The organism is Streptomyces cyaneus (genome assembly GCF_004028635.1).
GTDB classification, from domain to species: Bacteria; Actinomycetota; Actinomycetes; order Streptomycetales; family Streptomycetaceae; genus Streptomyces; species Streptomyces cyaneus.
On sequence record NZ_RQJW01000009.1, the window covers coordinates 36,527 to 55,857 of the forward strand.

The following is a 19,331-nucleotide window of genomic DNA, read 5'->3' on the forward strand; positions in this document are numbered from 1 at the left end:
CGACAAGCCACGACGAGCCCGCACTCGCGCAATCACCCAAGCTCCTACGGCGATGAGGCGAACCGTCAGTTCAACATCGCCCGAGCCGCCCGAGCCTGCCCCCGCACCCGCTCCGCCGCCCCCTCGTCCACCGCACTGATCATCTCCGCGTACGACTCCAACTCCACCGCGCCCTCGACGAAGTCACCCCGCTGCACCAGCAACTGCGCCCGCTCGAACCGCAACCGAGCCGGACGTGAGGGCAGCAACAGCGACAACTCCACCGCCCACAAAGCCACATCCGTCCGCTCGGGCCGGGTGGCGGCCCAGGCCCGGACGTTGTTCAGGATCCGCAGCACCACATCCAGCGGATCCGCCGGCGAAAGCATCGACGGCTGGAGCGGCGCCCCCGTGGCCCCCGCCACCAGCAACTCCGCATCGCTCCCCGTCAACACCCGCCCCCCGTCGAACGGATCGGCGAGCACCTGCTCCTCGGTCGGCCCGAACCCCACGACGAAGTGCCCGGGCAGCGCGACCCCGTACACAGGAGCCCCCGCCCGCCGCGCGACCTCCATCCACACCACCGACAGCAGAATCGGCAACCCACGCCGCCGCTGAAGCACCTCGTGCAACAGCGACGACTCCAGCCGCTGATAGTCCGCGGCGGAGCCACGAAACCCGTACCGCTCCCCGAGCAGCTCCCGCAGAGCGACGGCCCACGACCGCGGCCCCCCGGGCCGGAACGGCAGCTGCCCGGCCAGGGCGTCCAGCTCCACCTGCGCCGCATCCATGCCCGCCTCGTCCAGCGCCCCGTCCGCCTCGGCTCCCACCAGCAGACACAGCGTGGACAGATCGGGCCGCTCGGACCGCGCCTCTTCGGCGAACCGCCGCCGCAGCTCGGCGGAACGTTCGGGCGGCGGGGGACAGGGGGGTCGCATAGCTGGCTCGTGCCCTTTCACGGCGATCGGTACCGCTGCTCACGGTGATCGATAGTGGTGGTACGCGTGATGCGCGGCGAACCCCATCCCGGCGTACATCTCCCGCGCGCCCGCGTTCTCCTCCTCGACCTGCAGCCACGCCGCCGACGCCCCCTCATCGAGGGCCCGCCGGGCCAGCGCGGCCATCACCCGAGTGGCCAGCCCCCGCCGCCGCAGCGCCGGATCCACCTCCACGGCGGCGAACCCGGCCCACCGCCCGTCCACGACACACCGCCCGATGGCGGCAGGAGCACCGCCGCCCGCACCGGGAACCGTCGCGAACCACACCGACGGCCCGCTCCCGAGCACCTTCAGGGCCACCTCGCTCACCCCCTTGCGCTGATACCGCGCAAGCCAAGCCTCGTCCGCCTTCCGGGACAGCACCACCCCGGCCACCTCGTCCGGCTCGCCCAGGTCGGCGATCGGCGCCAACGCCCCGATCCACATCCCGGCGGACACCTCCCGCACCCACCCCAGCCGCTCCAGCTCCGCGCACAGCAGCTCCTGCGTGCCCTCGGCCCCGGTCGCGGTCTGTACGTACGCGGGCAGCCCACGGTCGCCGTACCAGCGCCGTACGACGTCGAGCGCGGCCGGCAGCGGCATGCCGGGGTCGCCGAGCGGCAGCACCGAGTTGGCCCGCCGGGTGAACCCGGACGCGGCCCGCAGCTCCCACTCGCCGAGCCGCTCGCTCTCCACCGGCGGCCACGCGCGCATGGCGACACGCGCGAGCTCCTCGTACGAGGCGGCGGGCCCCCGGCGGCGAGCCGGAGCGGCGGGCACCACCTTGCCCGCGACCAGCGAGGCTTCCGGGATGCGGACAGTCTCGCCACTCTTGCGTGTGATCCGCAGCACACCGTCGTCCCATGATGCGAGAACACCCACCGTGTCGGTGAACTTCTCACCCTCGGCCGCAGGATCGTGTCGGCGGCGCACAGAGACTCGTTTGCCCACGTCAGTAGCGGTGATGCGGACCTCAAGGCGCCCCGTCGCAGAGATTTCCACAGGTCAGTTCACCCCTCCTGTTCGGATCATGCCCAAGAACGGAGATACTAGAGGCGGGCATCGACGACGCCGCGCTCCCGCGCGCCAGGCGGCGGAGCCTGAGGAGGCCCGCCAGCGCCCTATCGAGGAGGAACGACAGCGTGACCTACGTCATCGCGCAGCCTTGTGTCGACGTCAAGGACAAGGCGTGCATCGAGGAGTGCCCGGTCGACTGCATCTACGAGGGCCAGCGGTCCTTGTACATCCACCCGGACGAATGCGTCGACTGTGGTGCCTGTGAGCCGGTATGCCCGGTCGAGGCGATCTTCTACGAGGACGACACTCCGGAGGAGTGGAAGGACTACTACAAGGCGAACGTCGAGTTCTTCGACGAGCTCGGCTCCCCCGGTGGCGCCAGCAAGCTGGGCCTGATCGAGCGGGATCACCCCTTCATCGCCGCGCTGCCGCCGCAGGCCGAGTAGTCCGCACCGGCGACCCGCACAGCGTGCCGCCTCGGTCCCGTACGGCCTGATCGCCTTGATCGTCGTACGGGACCGAGGCGTTGCCGTATCCGGCATGAACAGTGGCATCAGCAGTGGCAGTACCAGCGGCTGTACCAGAAAGTGAGCCAGATCCCGTGTCCGCAGTCTCCGACCGCCTTCCGACCTTCCCCTGGGACAAGCTGGAGCCGTACAAGAAGACGGCCACCGCGCACCCCGACGGCATCGTCGACCTCTCCGTCGGCACGCCGGTCGACCCGGTCCCCGAGCTGATCCAGAAGGCCCTGATCGACGCGGCGGACTCCCCGGGCTATCCGACGGTCTGGGGCACCCCGGCACTGCGTGACGCGATCACGGGCTGGGTGGAGCGCCGCCTGGGCGCCCGCCAGGTCACCCACCGCCACGTCCTGCCCATCGTCGGCTCCAAGGAACTGGTCGCCTGGCTCCCCACCCAGCTGGGCCTCGGGCCCGGCGACAAGGTGGCCTACCCGCGGCTGGCCTACCCGACGTACGAGGTGGGCGCCCGCCTGGCCCGTGCCGAGTACGAGGTGTACGACGACCCCACGGAGCTGGACCCGCGGAACCTGAAGCTGCTCTGGCTGAACTCCCCGTCCAACCCCACGGGCAAGGTCCTGTCGAAGCAGGAACTGACCCGGACGGTCGCCTGGGCCCGCGAACACGGCGTCCTGCTCTTCTCCGACGAGTGCTACCTGGAGCTGGGCTGGGAGGCCGACCCGGTCTCGGTCCTGCACCCGGACGTGAACGGCGGCTCGTACGAGGGCATCGTCGCGGTGCACTCCTTGTCCAAGCGCTCGAACCTCGCGGGCTACCGCGCCGCCTTCCTGGCCGGCGACCCGGCGGTCCTGGCCCCCCTCCTGGAGATCCGCAAGCACGGCGGCATGATGACGTCGGCGCCGACCCAGGCGGCGGTGATCGCGGCCCTGGGCGACGACGAGCACGTCCGCGTCCAACGCGACCGCTACGCGGCCCGCCGCGAGGCCCTCCGCGGGGCCCTGGAAGGACACGGCTTCCGCATCGAGCACAGCGAGGCCAGCCTCTACCTCTGGGCCACGCGAGACGAGTCCTGCTGGACCACGGTCTCCCACCTGGCCGACCTCGGCATCCTGGTGGCCCCGGGCGACTTCTACGGCGAGGCAGGCGCCCAGCACGTACGCGTGGCGTTCACGGCGACGGACGAACGGGTGAGGACGGCGGTGCAACGCCTGTCGTAACGGCGGCTGCGGATACCACGGCTACCACTTACCACTGTGGGCAAGACGTAGGACATACAAAACCGACGGGGCCCAGGGAACTCCCTGGGCCCCGTCGGCGGCTCGAGCCAGGCGCAGCCGAACGGCGGCGGACCGTCAGCCGAGGGGAAGCGCCTGCACCGGCAGCGAGCCGGTCGACGGAACACCGGTCGTCGTGGCCACGCCGGCCGTGTCGCCGAGGACGCTGCCGACCGACCCGGCCACGCCACCCGCGGTCTCCTTCGCCGCGGGCGTCGCCTTCTTCGCAACCTTGCCGCCGGCCTTGGCCGCGGTCGGCACCGCCTTCTTCGCGGCCTTGCCGCCGGTCTTGGTCACCTTGGCGCCGGCCTTCGTCGCGGTCGGCAGCGCGCCGTCGACCGCGGTGTCGACGGCGCCACCCGCGAGCCCGGTGGCGTTCGTGGCCGCGCCGTCGACGACGCTCGAGCCGTCCAGGGCGGTCAGCCCGCCGACCTTCGAGGCGTCGGGCAGTTCAGGGGCCGCGCTGGCGGAGCCGGCCGCACCGACCCCGGCAGCCGCTCCGGCAGCGACGAGCAGCGCGGCACGGGCGATCCGGCGGGTCAGGGGGAGGGACATGATGCTCCTTCGACGGGTATGTCGGATCAGGACGATGAAGTGTCCGACCACGCCCGGCAGTTGATCGACTGGCTGTTGATCTCCGGGCTCGGACGCAGTGACTACCGCTCGAAGCCCGCGAAGGTTGCGGCGCCCCAATGTAAAGAATTGGCAATGCGTCGCATTATCGCCTGCGGATAAAAACGGGCAAACGGAGCCGCGCCCGAAACCCTGCCGAATCCTTACAGCCCTTTGTTCTCAAGGCGTTTGGCCGATGAGAGGGTGACCGCGCGAAAACCTGCCCACACCGTCCCCGGCCGACACCTCGAGTAACTCCCGGGAGTGAGTCGCCGAACGCCTGCGCGTAACTAGTGAGTGGTCACGATCCGGACCGAGCCCTGACCACCGCTCTGCGCCCCCGAGGAGCCCTGGGACGTATCCGCGGCGACCGCACGCCACTGGCTGTCGGTGTTCCCGGCGGTCCAGACCCGTCCGGCATACGACACCCGCTTGATGTGCAGGTCGGAGGCGTTGGCCACGGCCCAGTGGGCCAGCTGCCACCCGCGCTCGCGGACACTGCGCCCGGTGCCGGAACCTCCGTCGGCGGTCACGGGCAGCACGACGGTCCGCCCGTCGCTCTCGATCACGGAAGGAACGGGCGTGGGCGTGGCCTTCTTACCGCCCACCTCCGCGGCGCCCACCTCGGCGGCGGCCGACTGGAGCGCGTCCTGCCCGAAGTCCCGTACGAGCGCGGACCGTACGGCGTCCGGACCCGCGGTCCGCGTGGCGCCGGGGCGGCCCTCGCAGGTCAGCGTCGCGGCCGAACGCCCGGTGAGTGCGGCGGCGAGCAGCGTCGCGTCCGGCTCGTGCTTGGCGTACGCCTCCGGAAAGCCGCTGCGCTGCACGCGCTGTGCGGCGACGGTGAGCGGCAACTCCGTGTAGTCGCGGACCTTGACCAGGTGCTCGTAGAAGATGCCCGACGAGTAGATCGGGTCCTGGATCTCCTGCTCGGTGCCCCAGCCCTGCGAGGGCCGCTGCTGGAACAGGCCCAGCGAGTCGCGGTCGCCGTGGCTGATGTTGCGCAGCCCCGACTCCTGCAGCGCGGTGGCGAGCGCGATCGTCACGGCCCGCTCGGGCAGCCCGCGGCCGGTGCCGACGGCGGCGATCGTCGCGGCGTTCACCGCCTGCTCCGGCGTGAACTCGTATCTGGCCCCGTCGCCCTTGCCCGAGACGACCTCGCAGCCCGGCTCGCCGGTGCCTCCGGTGACGTACTGCACCGCGAGATACCCCGCGACGGCTAGCAGGACCACGAAGGCCGCCCCGCGACGCAGGAGGCGGCCACGACGTTTGGGAGAAGGGGACGGCTCTGGCACGCCCTACAAGGTAGCCGAGGTTACTGGGGGGTATGGGTCGAGCGGGGAAAGTGGGCCGGCGGCCCCGGCGCGTTAGGGTCGGCACCATGGCCGACACCTCCCTTGACCTCACGCTGGATGCGGCGCAGCTCACCGCGCAGCTCGTCGACTTCCCCTCCGTCAGCGGCACGGAACAGCCCCTCGCGGACGCCATCGAGAGCGCTCTGCGCGCCCTGCCGCATCTGACGGTCGAGCGGTACGGCAACAACGTCGTGGCGCGTACGAACCTGGGGCGGCCCGAGCGTGTGATCCTCGCCGGTCACATCGACACGGTGCCGATCGCGGACAACGTCCCGTCGAGGCTGGACGAGGACGGCGTCCTGTGGGGCTGCGGCACCTGCGACATGAAGTCGGGCGTCGCGGTCCAGCTGCGCATCGCGGCGACGGTGCCGGCCCCCAACCGCGACCTCACCTTCGTCTTCTACGACAACGAAGAGGTGGCCGCGGAGCTCAACGGCCTCAAGCACGTGGCGCAGGCCCGTCCGCAGTGGCTGGAGGGCGACTTCGCGGTCCTGCTCGAGCCGTCGGACGGCGAGGTGGAGGGCGGCTGCCAGGGCACGCTCAGGGTCCTGCTCAAGACCAAGGGCGAGCGCGCCCACTCCGCGCGCAGCTGGATGGGCTCGAACGCGATCCATGCGGCGGCGCCGATCCTGGCGCGGCTGGCGTCGTACGAACCGCGCTACCCCGTGATCGACGGCCTGGAGTACCGCGAGGGCCTGAACGCGGTCGGCATCACCGGCGGCGTGGCGGGCAACGTCATTCCGGACGAATGCGTCGTAACCGTCAACTTCCGGTACGCACCGGACCGTACGGAGGCGGAAGCCATCGCGCATGTCCGTGAGGTCTTCGCCGACTGCGGAGTCGAGGAATTCGTCGTGGACGACCACAGCGGCGGCGCGCTGCCGGGGCTGTCCCACCCGGCAGCCGCGGCGTTCATGCAGGCGGTCGGCGGGACTCCCCGCCCCAAGTACGGCTGGACGGACGTCTCCCGCTTCTCGTCCCTCGGCATCCCCGCGGTCAACTACGGCCCCGGCAACCCGCACTTGGCACACAAGCGGGACGAACGGGTGGAGATCGGGAAGATCCTGGCGGGGGAGGAGCGGCTGAGGGCGTGGCTCACGGCGTAGCACCGCGGTGACGGGCGGCGTGGGGAGTGCGGGGAGGGCGCTTTATGGCGGTCATGCTCACGTCCCCCGTCCGTAACCCACGTGGATCTACGCTGAGGTGGAACGACCTGCAACACCAGCAGGCCCCGCAGCGGAGGGAGCGCACATGGCTACCGGCAACCCCGAGGGGAAGAAGCAGCCACCGTCGGAGCAGCGTCTGGGACCGGTTCTCCGGAGGCGGGACCAGGTGACGGCGAGTACGACCGACCAGCGACTGCTGGACGCGGGCGGCCCCTCGGACTGGGTCCACACGGACCCCTGGCGCGTCCTCCGTATCCAGTCGGAGTTCATCGAGGGCTTCGGCACGCTCGCCGAACTCCCGGCGGCGATCAGCGTGTTCGGCTCGGCGCGTACACCGGTCGACTCTCCCGAGTACGACGCGGGAGTCCGGCTCGGCCGAGGCCTGGTCGAGGCGGGCTTCGCGGTGATCACGGGCGGTGGCCCCGGCGCCATGGAGGCCGCGAACAAGGGCGCGTGCGAGGCGGGCGGCATCTCGGTCGGCCTCGGCATCGAGCTCCCCTTCGAGCAGGGCCTCAACCCCTACGTCGACATCGGCCTGAACTTCCGGTACTTCTTCGTCCGCAAGATGATGTTCGTCAAGTACGCCCAGGGCTTCGTGGTCCTCCCCGGCGGCCTCGGCACCCTCGACGAACTCTTCGAGGCCCTCACCCTCGTCCAGACCCAGAAGGTCACCCGCTTCCCGATCGTCCTCTTCGGCAGCGAGTACTGGGGCGGCCTCGTCGACTGGCTCAAGAACACACTGATCGCCCAGGGCAAGGCCTCGGAGAAGGACCTGCTCCTGTTCCACGTCACGGACGACGTGGAGGAGGCGGTGGCGCTGGTATCGAAGGAGGCGGGGCGCTAGCGCTGAGCTTTGGCCGGTGTGCGGGGCTGGGGGCTGTGGCTGGCGGTCACGTCCCGGCGCCGGCCCGGGTATTTCAGCCCGTCCGGCGTTTGAGGACGAGGCCCCTTCAGGGCCGAAGCGGGGGTCTGGGGGCCGCAGGCCCCCAGGACGGCGGGGTCGAAGGGGCGGCAGCCCCTGGAGGACGGGAAGGGTAGGGGCGGCGGGGGCGAGGAAAGCTGTCAGGCCAACCCACGACGCGCCACCGCCGGCGGCCGGTGCCCCGCGATCGACGCCACCATGTCCAGCACCTGCCGGGTCTCCGCCACCTCATGCACCCGATACACCTGCGCCCCCAACCACGCCGACACCGCAGTCGTCGCCAACGTCCCCACCACCCGCTCCTTCACAGGCTTGTCCAGCGTCTCCCCGACGAAGTCCTTGTTGGACAGGGACACCAACACCGGCCACCCCGTCTCCACCATCTCCCCCAACCGCCGAGTCGCCTCAAGACTGTGCCGCGTGTTCTTCCCGAAGTCGTGCCCGGGATCGATCAGGATCGACTCCCGAGGCACCCCCAGCGCCAACGCCCGCTCGGCCAACCCCACCGTCACCCGCAGAATGTCGGCCATGACGTCGTCGTACGTCACCCGATGCGGCCGAGTCCGAGGCTCAGCACCTCCGGCATGCGTACACACCAGCCCCACCCCGTACCGCGCAGCGACCTCCGCCAGCCCCGGATCAACCCCACCCCACGCGTCGTTCAGCAGATCCGCCCCCACCTCGCACACCGCCGCCCCGACCTCGGCCCGCCAGGTGTCCACACTGATCACGACATCCGGAAAACGCCGCCGCACCTCGGCCACGAACCCGACCGTCCGCCGCGCCTCCTCCTCGGCGGTCACCTCTTCCCCCGGCCCGGCCTTGACCCCACCGATGTCGATGATGGCCGCCCCCTCAGCCACCGCCTGCTCCACGCGCGCGAGGGCGGGCTCGTCGCGGAACGTCGCCCCTTGGTCGTAGAAGGAGTCCGGGGTCCGGTTCACGATCGCCATGATCACCGGCTCATGCGTGTCGAATTCACGCCTGCCCAGCCTGAGCATCCCCTGTGACCTCTCCTAGTACGTCCTGGCAAGTCGTCGGCCTTGGGCCGCCTGCGACCCTAACCGTCAGAGTCGCATGGCACGATCGGACACTGACACACTCGACCGCTCGCATTCACCGACCGTGGGGGCCACAGCGATGGTTATGTTCTTGTTCCTGGTCGTCGCGCTCGCCGTCGTGGTCGCCGCGGTGACGCTCGCCGTGGTGGGCGGCGGCGAGGGCGACGGCCCCCTGCCGGAGGCCGCGCCCGAGCGCCTGCAGGACCTGCTGCCGCTGGACCGCCCGGTCAACCGCGTGGACATCGAGGCCCTCCGCTTCCCGCTCGCCGCCCGTGGCTACCGCATGTCCGACGTCGACGACGCCTTGAGCCGCCTCGGCGCCGAGCTCGCGGAGCGCGACGCCCGTATCGCCGACCTGGAGTCCGCGCTGGAGTCCGCGCTGGCGTCGGCCGGCCATGTGTCGATGGAGAAGCGCGCTCAGGAGGACCAGTGATGAGCGACGGTACGGCCCTCGCCGGTCCGGACGGCGCCCTGCGCTGCCCCTGGGCGCTGTCCACCGCGGACTACGTGACGTACCACGACGAGGAGTGGGGCCGCCCGGTCCACGGCGACGACGCACTCTACGAACGCCTCAGCCTGGAGGCCTTCCAGTCGGGCCTTTCCTGGATCACGATCCTGCGCCGCCGCCCCGGCTTCCGTACCGCCTTCGCCGACTTCGAGATCGCCAAGGTCGCCGCCTTCACCGACGACGACCGCGACCGCCTCCTCGCCGACCCCGGCATCATCCGCAACCGCGCCAAGATCGACGCGACCCTCGCCAACGCACGCGTGCTCGCCGACTGGTCCCCGGGCGACCTGGACGACCTGATCTGGTCCCACGCCCCCGACCGGGCCACCCGCCCCGTCCCGAAGACCTTGGCGGACGTCCCCGCGGTCACCCCGGAATCGACGGCCCTGTCCAAGGCCCTGAAGAAGCGCGGCCTGCGCTTCGTGGGCCCGACGACGGCATACGCCCTGATGCAGGCGTGCGGCTTGGTGGACGACCACTTGGAAACTTGCGTGGCGCGTACGTCCAGCCCGTCCGGCCCGTCCGGCATGTGAGGACGAGGCCCTTCAGGCCGATGGGGGTCCGGGGGCGCAAGTCCTCAGGGACGTGCACCCCCACTGCCCTGCCCATAGCCGAACGACTCAGCGGCCCAGATACTTCGGCTTCTCCTTGTTGACGAAGGCCTGCACGGCGATCGCGTGATCCTCGGACGACCCCGCCCGCGTCTGCAGCTCGTCCTCCTTCTCCAAGGTCTCCTCCAGCGAGTGCGACAGCCCGAACGCCATCGCCTCCTTGATCGCCCCGTACGCCACCGTCGGCCCCTCGGCGAGCGCCCGCGCCACCTTCTCGGCCTCGGCCCGCAGCTCCGCGGCCGGCACCAGCCGGTTGGCGATACCGAGCTCGTACGCCTCCTGCGCCTTGATGTTCCGCGGGAAGAGCAGCAGGTCGGCGGCGCGGCCCGGGCCGACGACCCGCGGCAGCGTCCAGGAGATCCCGGAGTCGGCGGTCAGCGCGACCCCCGCGAACGACGTGTTGAACGCGGCCGTGTCGGCCACGACCCGATAGTCCGCGGCCAGCGCGAAACCGAAGCCCGCCCCGGCCGCGACCCCGTTCACCCCGGCCACCACGGGCTTCCGCATCGCGGTCAGCGCCCGCACGATCGGGTTGTAGTGCTCCCGCACCGTGCTCATCGTGTGCCCCGACCCGGTCTCCCGGTCGGAGATCAGCAGCCCGATGTGCTCCTTCAGGTCCTGCCCCACGCAGAACGCCCGCTCCCCGGCCGCGGTCAGCAGCACGGCCCGTACGGCGTCGTCACCCGCCGCAGCCTGGACCGCCTCCCGCAGGGCGACCTTGGCCGCGACGTTCAGCGCGTTCATCGCCTCGGGGCGGTTCAGCGTGATCGTCGCGAGCCCGTCGCTCACCTCGTAGAGCACGGTGTCGGCCATGGCGTATCCCCTCCGGTGTCGCTGCTGCGGCGTACTCGTCGGTACGCACGTGTCTGAAGGACAGCATGGCGGAGATCACCGGCAACGGCCCTGACCGGACGTGTGACCTGCGTCAAAGAATTCTCGCTGGGTTCCGTTCGGCCGAAGCGCGTGCGGGGGCGCAGTATCGCAGTCACATCGCCGAATTGAGTGGTTTTGCTCGCGCGCGTTGCCCAAGCGATGCCGACTGATGTTGGTCATCGGGTCCTGAGATGCGGGATAATGGCTTGGAAGCAATGTGTTCGATGCCGGTGTCGCGTGTCTCATGCCAGATACGCGTGCCCTCCATGGGGCCGTCGGCTTTGACTATGAGCTGGTTTCAGGAAGGGGAACGAGCATGGCGGCCATGAAGCCGCGAACGGGTGATGGCCCGCTCGAGGTGACCAAGGAGGGGCGGGGCATCGTCATGCGCGTTCCGCTCGAAGGCGGCGGTCGGCTCGTCGTCGAGTTGACCCCTGACGAGGCCGACGCACTCGGCGACGCCCTCAAGAAGGTCGTCGGCTGACGCGGCAGCGACCCTACCTTTTCAGCGGCCCCGGCATCGCACATGGTGCCGGGGTTGCTGCTTCTCCGGTACGTCCGTGACGTACGGTCCGCCGTACGGTCAGCGCTTGACCGCGCACAGCAGCCCGTCCCCGACCGGCAGCAGCGACGGCACCAGCTCCTGGCTCTCCCGCACCGCGCGCAGCAGCTCCCGGATACGTATGACTTCCGTGGGCTGAGGGCCCGAGTCCACCGTGCGGCCGTTGGTGAAGACGCCCTCGAAGACGACGAGGCCACCCGGACGCAGCAGGCGCAACGATTCAGCGAGATATTCGAGGAACTCCAGCCGGTCGCCGTCACAGAAGACGAGGTCGTAACCGGCGTCCGCGAGGCGGGGCAGGACGTCGAGGGCGCGGCCCGGGATGAAGCGGGCGCGGTTGCTGGCGAAGCCGGAGGCGCGGAAGGCCTGGCGGGCGAACTGCTGGTGTTCGGGTTCGGGGTCCACCGTGGTCAGGACGCCGTCGGCACGCATGCCGTGCAGGAGGTGGATGCCGGAGACACCGGTGCCGGTACCGATCTCCGCCACCGCCTTCGCGTCCACCGAAGCAGCCAGCAATCGCAGCGCGGCGCCCGTGCCGGGCGACACCGAGCGCAGTCCCGCCTCACGGGCCCGGTCCCGGGCCCAGCGCAGGACTTCGTCCTCGGCGACGTAGGCGTCGGCGAACGCCCAGCTCGTCTGCCGGTTGCCGGTAATGGCCCTCTCCTGTCCCCGTGGTTGCCTGGGCGTGACTGTATCCGTTGCCGACGGGAACCCGCAGATGGGACCGCGCGTTTAGAGGGGTGGGAAGACGAGCGGGGGGACACAGTTGGATCACGATGCCCAGCAGGGCCGCGAGCAAGTGCTGACGCAGCCGCACCAGCCGTGTCAGCCCAGATCAAATTCTCGTAAAACCGCTTATCCGGAGCTAACGGGCGAGGTGGCTATGGTAGGGGCTCCACTGGACACCACCAGAGCCGACAGGGGAGGTGCGGCTGCGCCTGTGGACCGGGGAGGAGTGCTGCGGCGCTTTCTCGGGTCGGCGGGCAGGCCGAAATCCGTGAACGACACCGCTGACCACAGCCACGCCGGCGACTACGCCCAGACCGCGACCTTCTCCACCGACGCGGACGGGCAGGCGTGGACTCCGCCCACGTGGGAGGAGATCGTCAGCACGCACAGCGGACGCGTCTACCGCCTGGCCTACCGCCTGACGGGCAACCAGCACGACGCCGAGGACCTCACCCAGGAGGTCTTCGTCCGCGTCTTCCGCTCCCTGTCGACGTACACGCCGGGCACCTTCGAGGGCTGGCTGCACCGCATCACCACCAACCTCTTCCTGGACATGGTCCGCCGCAAGCAGCGCATCCGCTTCGACGCGCTGGGCGAGGACGCGGCCGAGCGGCTGGCCAGCAAGGAGCCCACGCCCCAGCAGGTCTTCAACGACGCGCACTTCGACGCGGACGTCCAGCAGGCCCTCGACACCCTCGCGCCCGAGTTCCGCGCCGCGGTCGTCCTGTGCGACATCGAAGGACTGTCGTACGAGGAGATCGCCGCGACTCTCGGCGTCAAGCTCGGCACCGTCCGGTCCCGTATCCACCGTGGCCGCTCGCAGCTGCGCAAGGCCCTCGCCCACCGTTCGCCGGAGGCGCGCGCCGAGCGCCGCTCCTTCGTGCCGCGGGTGGCCGCACTGGGGGGAGGGGGCGCGACCGCGTGAGTGGCTCTCGACCCAACCCCGCAGAACGGCTCCTGGCCGAGCAGCACCTGGGAGACCGACTCTCCGCCCTCGTCGACGGAGAGCTCGGTCATGAGACGCGCGAGCGCGTCCTGGCCCACTTGGCGACCTGCGCCAAGTGCAAGGCCGAGGCCGACGCCCAGCGCCGGCTGAAGAACGTCTTCGCGGAGGCGGCCCCGCCGCCTCCCTCCGAGAGTTTCCTGGCCCGCCTTCAGGGCCTCCCCGGGGGAGGTGACCTGGACGGCGATGGCTCGCCGCTGGGCGGGGGAGGATTCGGCGGACTGACCGGCCCACCGGGCGCCACCGGGGTGTTCGGAGTGAAGCGGGGCGACCGCTTCGAGTTCGGATACGTCCCGTCGCGTCCGCATGCCCCGGCGCTCCCCGCCTCGGACCGAGGCTTCCGCACCCACCCCGTGGGCCGTCCTGACGCCGATCGCTCCGGGTCCTCCCGTATGCGGTTCGCGTTCGTCGCGGCAGGCGCGGTGTCGCTGGCCGCGATCGCGCTGGGCGGCGTCACATCGAGCGTGCCGACCGACGCGGAGGCGCGCGGTGGCTCGGGCGGCAGCAATGTGACACCGGCCCGGACGCAGGGCACCGGCGCCGCGACGGCACCCGAGAACCAGCGCCGCCGCGGAGCCGGCCCGCTGCTCGCCCAAGGCCAGGGCGAGCGGACACTCGACGCCCCGGCCGCCCCGACCGAGGCGTCGGCCCCCCTCCTGCCAGGGATGCCGGCCCAGCCCGCCGACCAGGACATGCACACCCTGACGGCTCCCGTGGTGGTCGGCGCGGCCGCCATGTCCCCGCTGATACGCCCGCTCAGCGCGACCCCGCCGCTCGCCCTGACCGCGTGGTCCACGACCCCCGAGATCACGGCGACCCCCGACCTGTTCGCCGCACCCGTCGCCGACGCGACCTCATCCCCCTCCACCTCCCCCGCCACCGGCCGCTGACCCGGCCTCTGCGCAGCGGCCCACGAACCTGGTTGAATCCAGGGTGGGCCGCGCGCCGTGCCTGTGGGCCGGGCGCGGATTCGATGAACTGCGGCCGCCGTTGACGCCGCGTGCCGGATGGGGGAGGTAGCACGAAGTCGCCGGATTCTGAGGGGACTTGAGCGCGACAGCGCAGAGTTGAGTAGGTATTCGGGCGCCGGGACGTTCCCGGTGCCGGCCTGCCGAGGAACCAGGGTTGGCAAGCCGGCAGACCTCAGTCGTCTCCGCGGGCTGCGGGATGACGGCCGACCGTTTCTCTTGGAACGCGGCGGAGAGCGAAGCGTCCTACTCGGGCAACGGTCAGCAGCGAGCAGGAAGCAGAGCATGAACGAGGGGAAGCCCGCGAAGGCGAAGTGGTGGAACCGACCCCGGCCGCAGGGTCCTTCGACCGGGGCGGAGAACGCCGAGCCGACGCCGGACGAGATGAGCGGGACGGTGCCCGCCCCATCGGACGCGACCGAGCGCACGGCGCCTGACAGCACCGGCGAGCGCGGCCTCGGCGCCGACACGAACGCCGACGGCGACTTCGAACTGGCGCTGCCCGCCGCGCGTGCGTCCGACGCCGGGGCTTCGGCGGAGGGTGACTTCGAACTTCCTCGCCCTGCCGCGAACGGCGGCGGTGACGGTGACGGTGACTTCGAGTTGGCACGGCCGGGCGGGGCGCCCGCGTCCGTCCCGTCTGCGGGTGATGGTGCCGCGGTCGCGGGGGGTGCCGTCGACGCCAGTACTGGGGGCGCGCAGTCCCCTGAGGGCGCGGTCACCGTCCCTGCGGTGCCCGCCGACGGTGCCGCCGCTGTCGTAGAGCCCGTCGACGATCGCCCCAAGCCCCTCCACGACCCCGACCCCTACAGCACCCCGCCCTACGGCGAGCCCGGTCCCTGGGCACCGGCTCCGCCGGTCCAGCACCCGGCGACCACGCCCGCGCAAGGGACGGCCGTACCGATGCCGACACAACCGGCGCACACCCCCCTGCCGGCACCCACACCCGGTCTGCCGGCCCCGACACAGGGCGCGCAGACCGCAGCGCACGGCACCCCCGTGCCGCCGGCAGCAGTGCCCTCGGCCCCCGGCACCCCCGCCCCGGCGCCGGCCCATGCCATGCCCGCCCAGGCGGCCCCCGCGGCCCCCGGCGTGCCCACGCCGCCATCCCCTGGCCCCGGCGCCCCCACGGCCGGTATCCCCGCTCAGGCACCGCCCGCCCCCGCCCACGCAACCCCCGACCCTGCCTACGCCGACGCCCCACCCCCTATCAACCCCTGGCAGAACTACGACCCCTGGGCCCACCCCGCCCACCCCAAGCACCCGACCCACCCCACACACGCCACTCACCCCTCCGCCCCCCTCCAGCAGACCGGTGCCGCCGTCGCCACCGAAGGGCAGCGGCGTAAGCGGGCGAAGAAGGTGCTGCTCGTCGGGGCCCTGTTGATCGCGCTCGTGGCCGGGGGCGTCGGCGGGGTGGTGGGGGCGTATCTCGAGCGCAACGGTGGTGTCGGGGAGGTGGAGCTGCCGCAGGCCGCAGCCGAGGCGCCCGAGCGGGCGCCGGACAGTGTCGCCGGGATCGCCGCGCGCGCTCTGCCCAGCGTCGTGACGCTGCATGTGAGCGGGAGCGAGGAGCAGGGCACCGGGACCGGGTTCGTGCTCGACGGCCGTGGTCACATCCTCACCAACAACCACGTCGTCGAACCCGCGGGCGACAGCGGCGAAATATCCGTGACCTTCCACAGCGGTGACACCGCCAAGGCCACCGTCGTCGGACGGGACAGCGGCTATGACCTCGCCGTCGTCAAGGTCACCGACGTCAGCGGCCTGAAGCCCCTGCCGCTCGGCAACTCCGACAACGTCCAGGTCGGCGACCCGGTCGTCGCCATCGGCGCCCCGTTCGACCTGGCCGGCACCGTCACCTCCGGCATCATCAGCGCCAAGGAGCGGCCCATCACGGCCGGCGGCGAGAGCGGCGACGGCAGTGATGTGTCATACGTCGACGCTCTTCAGACCGACGCGCCCATCAATCCCGGCAACTCCGGTGGTCCTCTCCTCGACGCCCGCGCCCGCGTCATCGGCATCAACTCCGCCATCCGCTCCGCCGACACCGGCTCCGAGCTGGACGGCGGCCAGTCCGGTTCCATCGGCCTCGGCTTCGCGATACCGGTCAACCAGGCCAAGCGCGTCGCCGAGGAGCTGATCAACACCGGCAGGGCGACCCATCCGGTCATCGGCGTCACCCTCGACATGGACTACAGCGGCGACGGCGCCCGCGTCGGCGCGAAGAGCGGCGACGGCGGCTCCGCGGTCTCCGAGGGCGGACCCGGTGCCAAGGCCGGCATCAAGTCGGGCGACGTCATCACCGAGGTCGACGGCCAGCGCGTCCACTCCGGCGAGGAACTCATCGTCAAGACCCGCGCCCACCGCCCCGGCGACCGGCTCGAACTGACCTTGGAGCGCGGCGGCAAGGAGATCAGCATCTCGCTGACACTCGGCTCGTCGAGCGGGGACTGAGACTCACAGATATCTCACAGCGCACATCGCCCGACCGCCCCACTCGGGCCCTGACAAGGCAAACAACCCGGAAAACCGCACGCCTATCGCATTCGGAGGCCTCGGGACAGTACCGGTCGTAGCGGATCGCCGGGTACCGTGGATCCGGCCCGGACCACGGAAGACCCGCCAAGACCGCCGAGGGCCGAGGACCGCGGACATCGCAAGGAGCTTCAGGTGTTCAATGACATAGGACCGCTCGAGCTTGTGACGCTCATCGTCCTCGCCGTGCTCGTCTTCGGTCCGGACAAGCTCCCGAAGCTCATCCAGGACGTCACGCGGACGATCCGTAAGATCCGCGAGTTCTCGGAGAGCGCCAAGCAGGACATCCGTCAGGAACTGGGCCCGGAGTTCAAGGACTTCGAGTTCGAGGACCTCAACCCCAAGACGTTCATCCGCAAGCAGCTGGACAACGACGAACTGGGGCTGAAGGAGATCCGCAACGGCTTCGACCTGAAGAAGGAGATGGCCGAGGTCACCGACGCGGTCCACGGCCGTGAGTCGGAGTCGTCCGGGTCCTCCTCGTCTTCCTCGTCGTCCTCCGCCTCGGGTTCCTCCGGCGGCAGCATCGACATGACGAAGAAGCCCGAGAACCCGCGTGACGAGCGCCCGCCCTACGACGCGGACGCCACCTGAGCCGTACGAACACGGGGCCGGACGACCCCTCGTACGTGATGCTTCTCATACTCCGCTAGGGTCGCGCGCGGCCTGAACCCGCTCCTTGTGCGCCTCGCGCGCCGGGCGCTTTCCATACTGCTCGAAGCGGTGTGGCTATGCTGCCGAGTTGTTGTGCGGACCGGACGAGTACGCCCGAAGGGGGGCGGGCCGGGCTGGTCCGGCGAGAGCGAGGAGGCGTCCGGGCACATGGACACGACGAGTCAGACGACGAGTCGGGCAGTCGCGCAGGCACCGGCCGCGGAGAACGGACAGCAGGTCCCCTCCGCCCGGCGCACGGTCGACGGCTACCTGTTGGCGCCTTTCCCGTGGTACGGCCTCGACGAGGCCTTCACGGGGCCGCGCTGGCTGATGCAGGTCGGTACGGCGGCCGACGGAGCCGTGGAACACGGATCGATCGGGCACGGTGACGAACCCTCCGTACGGAACGAGGCCACGGAGGACCGGGAGAAGTTCGCGGTGGTGGTGACCATCGCGGCGAATCCGTCCCGCAGGAGCGCCGACGGCACGGGGCTGCTGGAGGCCACGTCGGTGTCCTCGGCGGCGTGGCTCGCGGGGGTGGGGCTGCTGTCGTTCACCTGGCCCGGGCAGATGGACCACTCACTGCGCGACGACTGGCTGGAACAGCAGACGGAGACCGCGTGGGCCCTCGCGGACGACCTGGCCGGTCCGGACTGGTCGACGCTCTCCCTGCCGGTGGACGGCGTCCCGACGCCGTTCCACTACCGGGAGTCCGAGTTCGGCTGGGTACTGGCCGGCTCGACCCAGGAGGGGGTGCATGTGGGGGCGTACGGGAGAGGCCTGAGCGCGTACGGGCTGGGCTTCGCCATGATCAAGGACATTGCGGCGTACGCATGACAAAGGCGTACGCATGACAAAGGGGCGCCGCGGGTGATGCGGCGCCCCTTTGCCGTGGGGCGTCTTAGAACTTGTTCCTCGGAGTGATGCCCAGCGACATGCCCGACAGGCCCCGCTGCCGTCCCCCCAGCTTCCCGGCGATCGCGCGCAGCGCGGAGCCCGCCGGGGAGTCCGGGTCCGTCAGGACGACCGGCTTGCCCTCGTCGCCGCCCTCGCGGAGGCGGACGTCGATGGGGATGTTGCCGAGGACCGGAACGTTCGTGCCGGTCGTGCGCGTGAGGCCGTCTGCCACGACCTGGCCGCCGCCCGTGCCGAAGACGTCGACCATCTCGTCGCAGTGCGGGCAGGGCAGGCCGGACATGTTCTCGACCACGCCGACGATCTTCTGGTGGGTCTGTACGGCGATGGAGCCCGCCCGCTCGGCCACTTCCGCGGCCGCCTGCTGCGGGGTCGTCACGACCAGGATCTCGGCGTTCGGGACCAGCTGGGCCACGGAGATCGCGATGTCGCCGGTGCCGGGCGGGAGGTCGAGGAGCAGGACGTCCAGGTCGCCCCAGTACACGTCCGCCAGGAACTGCTGCAGCGCCCTGTGCAGCATCGGGCCGCGCCACACCACCGGGGCGTTGCCCGGCGTGAACATGCCGATGGAGATGACCTTCACGCCGTTCGCGGACGGCGGCATGATCATGTTCTCGACCTGGGTCGGACGCCCGTCCGCGCCCAGCATGCGCGGCACGCTGTGGCCGTAGATGTCGGCGTCGACGACGCCCACCTTCAGGCCGTCGGCCGCCATGGCCGCCGCCAGGTTCACGGTCACCGACGACTTGCCGACGCCGCCCTTGCCGGACGCGACCGCGTACACGCGCGTGAGCGAGCCCGGCTTGGCGAAGGGGACCTCGCGCTCGGCGGTGCCGCCGCGCAGGGCGCTCGCCAGCTCCTTGCGCTGCTCGTCGCTCATCACGTCGAGCGTGACGTCGACGCGGGTGACGCCCTCGACCCGGGAGACCGCGTCCGTCACCCGCTGCGTGATCGTCTCGCGCATCGGGCAGCCGGAGACCGTCAGGTACACGGTGACCGCGACCGCTCCGTCCGCGCCGATCTCCACCGACTTGACCATCCCGAGCTCCGTGATGGGTCGGTTGATCTCCGGGTCGTTCACCGTCGCCAGTACTTCGCGCACCGCGTCTTCCGTAGCCATAAGGACGA

General features: G+C 71.0%; 21 protein-coding genes. 13 read left to right on the plus strand and 8 right to left on the minus strand.

Annotated elements, in window-relative coordinates; all coding sequences use genetic code 11:
• Positions 1–65 precede the first annotated feature (65 nt).
• Complete coding sequence (locus EHO50_RS30550) at positions 66–917, minus strand: transglutaminase family protein (protein WP_128434469.1); 852 nt, start codon at positions 915–917, stop codon at positions 66–68.
• Positions 918–956: 39 nt separating this feature from the next.
• Positions 957–1,958: a GNAT family N-acetyltransferase gene (locus tag EHO50_RS30555; RefSeq protein ID WP_128434470.1), complete on the minus strand. Its 1,002-nt coding sequence runs from the start codon at positions 1,956–1,958 to the stop codon at positions 957–959.
• Positions 1,959–2,098: 140 nt separating this feature from the next.
• Between EHO50_RS30555 and fdxA the strand changes: the two genes are divergently transcribed.
• The gene (gene fdxA, locus EHO50_RS30560) at positions 2,099–2,419 is read left to right on the plus strand and encodes a ferredoxin (RefSeq protein ID WP_030929316.1); all 321 of its coding nucleotides are present in this window, start codon (positions 2,099–2,101) and stop codon (positions 2,417–2,419) included.
• A gap of 155 nt (positions 2,420–2,574) precedes the next feature.
• Positions 2,575–3,669 (plus strand): bifunctional succinyldiaminopimelate transaminase/glutamate-prephenate aminotransferase, encoded by a 1,095-nt coding sequence (locus EHO50_RS30565; RefSeq protein WP_128434471.1) that lies wholly within the window; start codon positions 2,575–2,577, stop codon positions 3,667–3,669.
• A 135-nt stretch (positions 3,670–3,804) separates the two neighbouring features.
• Here the strand turns inward: EHO50_RS30565 and EHO50_RS30570 are convergent, their stop codons facing one another.
• Positions 3,805–4,281, minus strand: coding sequence for an ATP-binding protein (locus tag EHO50_RS30570; RefSeq protein WP_128434472.1), 477 nt, complete (start codon positions 4,279–4,281; stop codon positions 3,805–3,807).
• Between the two features lie 347 nt (positions 4,282–4,628).
• A complete protein-coding gene (locus EHO50_RS30575) occupies positions 4,629–5,633 on the minus strand; it encodes a VldE C-terminal domain-containing protein (protein ID WP_128434473.1) in 1,005 nt (334 codons plus the stop codon).
• Between the two features lie 86 nt (positions 5,634–5,719).
• Between EHO50_RS30575 and dapE the strand changes: the two genes are divergently transcribed.
• Both dapE and EHO50_RS30585 read left to right on the plus strand, forming a co-directional pair.
• Positions 5,720–6,799, plus strand: coding sequence for a succinyl-diaminopimelate desuccinylase (dapE, locus tag EHO50_RS30580; protein ID WP_128434474.1), 1,080 nt, complete (start codon positions 5,720–5,722; stop codon positions 6,797–6,799).
• 145 nt (positions 6,800–6,944) lie between these two features.
• A complete protein-coding gene (locus EHO50_RS30585; RefSeq protein ID WP_128434475.1) occupies positions 6,945–7,703 on the plus strand; it encodes an LOG family protein in 759 nt (252 codons plus the stop codon).
• Between the two features lie 218 nt (positions 7,704–7,921).
• Here EHO50_RS30585 and folP read toward each other — a convergent pair whose 3' ends face one another.
• Positions 7,922–8,782, minus strand: coding sequence for a dihydropteroate synthase (gene folP / locus EHO50_RS30590; RefSeq protein ID WP_128434476.1), 861 nt, complete (start codon positions 8,780–8,782; stop codon positions 7,922–7,924).
• 145 nt (positions 8,783–8,927) lie between these two features.
• Between folP and EHO50_RS30595 the strand changes: the two genes are divergently transcribed.
• Together EHO50_RS30595 and EHO50_RS30600 are read left to right on the plus strand one after the other, a co-directional pair.
• On the plus strand, positions 8,928–9,275 hold the full coding sequence (locus EHO50_RS30595; RefSeq protein WP_128434765.1) for a DivIVA domain-containing protein: 348 nt from the start codon (positions 8,928–8,930) through the stop codon (positions 9,273–9,275).
• Positions 9,275–9,883, plus strand: coding sequence for a DNA-3-methyladenine glycosylase I (locus tag EHO50_RS30600; protein WP_128434477.1), 609 nt, complete (start codon positions 9,275–9,277; stop codon positions 9,881–9,883). The genes EHO50_RS30595 and EHO50_RS30600 overlap by 1 nt, the downstream gene beginning before the upstream one ends.
• 87 nt (positions 9,884–9,970) lie before the next feature.
• Here the strand turns inward: EHO50_RS30600 and chcB are convergent, their stop codons facing one another.
• Positions 9,971–10,774, minus strand: a complete 804-nt coding sequence (gene chcB / locus EHO50_RS30605; protein ID WP_128434478.1) for a 2-cyclohexenylcarbonyl CoA isomerase — start codon at positions 10,772–10,774, stop codon at positions 9,971–9,973.
• A 65-nt stretch (positions 10,775–10,839) separates the two neighbouring features.
• On the opposite strand from chcB, the gene EHO50_RS44205 reads away from it, so the two are divergent.
• Both EHO50_RS44205 and EHO50_RS30610 read left to right on the plus strand, forming a co-directional pair.
• Positions 10,840–11,004: a hypothetical protein gene (locus tag EHO50_RS44205; RefSeq protein ID WP_164904983.1), complete on the plus strand. Its 165-nt coding sequence runs from the start codon at positions 10,840–10,842 to the stop codon at positions 11,002–11,004.
• 146 nt (positions 11,005–11,150) lie between these two features.
• The gene (locus tag EHO50_RS30610; protein ID WP_003966491.1) at positions 11,151–11,318 is read left to right on the plus strand and encodes a DUF3117 domain-containing protein; all 168 of its coding nucleotides are present in this window, start codon (positions 11,151–11,153) and stop codon (positions 11,316–11,318) included.
• Positions 11,319–11,417: 99 nt separating this feature from the next.
• Here the strand turns inward: EHO50_RS30610 and EHO50_RS30615 are convergent, their stop codons facing one another.
• On the minus strand, positions 11,418–12,116 hold the full coding sequence (locus tag EHO50_RS30615; protein WP_342787013.1) for an O-methyltransferase: 699 nt from the start codon (positions 12,114–12,116) through the stop codon (positions 11,418–11,420).
• A gap of 235 nt (positions 12,117–12,351) precedes the next feature.
• Between EHO50_RS30615 and sigE the strand changes: the two genes are divergently transcribed.
• The 5 genes from sigE to EHO50_RS30640 all read left to right on the plus strand — a co-directional run bounded on the left by sigE (position 12,352) and on the right by EHO50_RS30640 (position 18,125).
• Positions 12,352–13,050 (plus strand): RNA polymerase sigma factor SigE, encoded by a 699-nt coding sequence (sigE, locus tag EHO50_RS30620; protein ID WP_128434766.1) that lies wholly within the window; start codon positions 12,352–12,354, stop codon positions 13,048–13,050.
• On the plus strand, positions 13,047–14,018 hold the full coding sequence (locus tag EHO50_RS30625; RefSeq protein ID WP_128434480.1) for an anti-sigma factor family protein: 972 nt from the start codon (positions 13,047–13,049) through the stop codon (positions 14,016–14,018). Before sigE ends, EHO50_RS30625 begins: the two co-directional genes overlap by 4 nt.
• A 363-nt stretch (positions 14,019–14,381) precedes the next feature.
• Positions 14,382–16,553 carry a S1C family serine protease gene (locus tag EHO50_RS30630; protein WP_181449727.1) on the plus strand — a complete coding sequence of 724 codons (2,172 nt, stop codon included), beginning with the start codon at positions 14,382–14,384 and terminating at the stop codon, positions 16,551–16,553.
• 216 nt (positions 16,554–16,769) lie between these two features.
• Entirely contained in the window at positions 16,770–17,228 is a 459-nt protein-coding gene (locus EHO50_RS30635) for a sec-independent translocase (protein ID WP_128434481.1), read from the plus strand.
• Between the two features lie 228 nt (positions 17,229–17,456).
• The gene (locus tag EHO50_RS30640; protein ID WP_246101599.1) at positions 17,457–18,125 is read left to right on the plus strand and encodes a hypothetical protein; all 669 of its coding nucleotides are present in this window, start codon (positions 17,457–17,459) and stop codon (positions 18,123–18,125) included.
• Positions 18,126–18,189: 64 nt separating this feature from the next.
• Here the strand turns inward: EHO50_RS30640 and EHO50_RS30645 are convergent, their stop codons facing one another.
• A complete protein-coding gene (locus tag EHO50_RS30645) occupies positions 18,190–19,323 on the minus strand; it encodes an Mrp/NBP35 family ATP-binding protein (protein ID WP_128434483.1) in 1,134 nt (377 codons plus the stop codon).
• Positions 19,324–19,331: the final 8 nt, after the last annotated feature.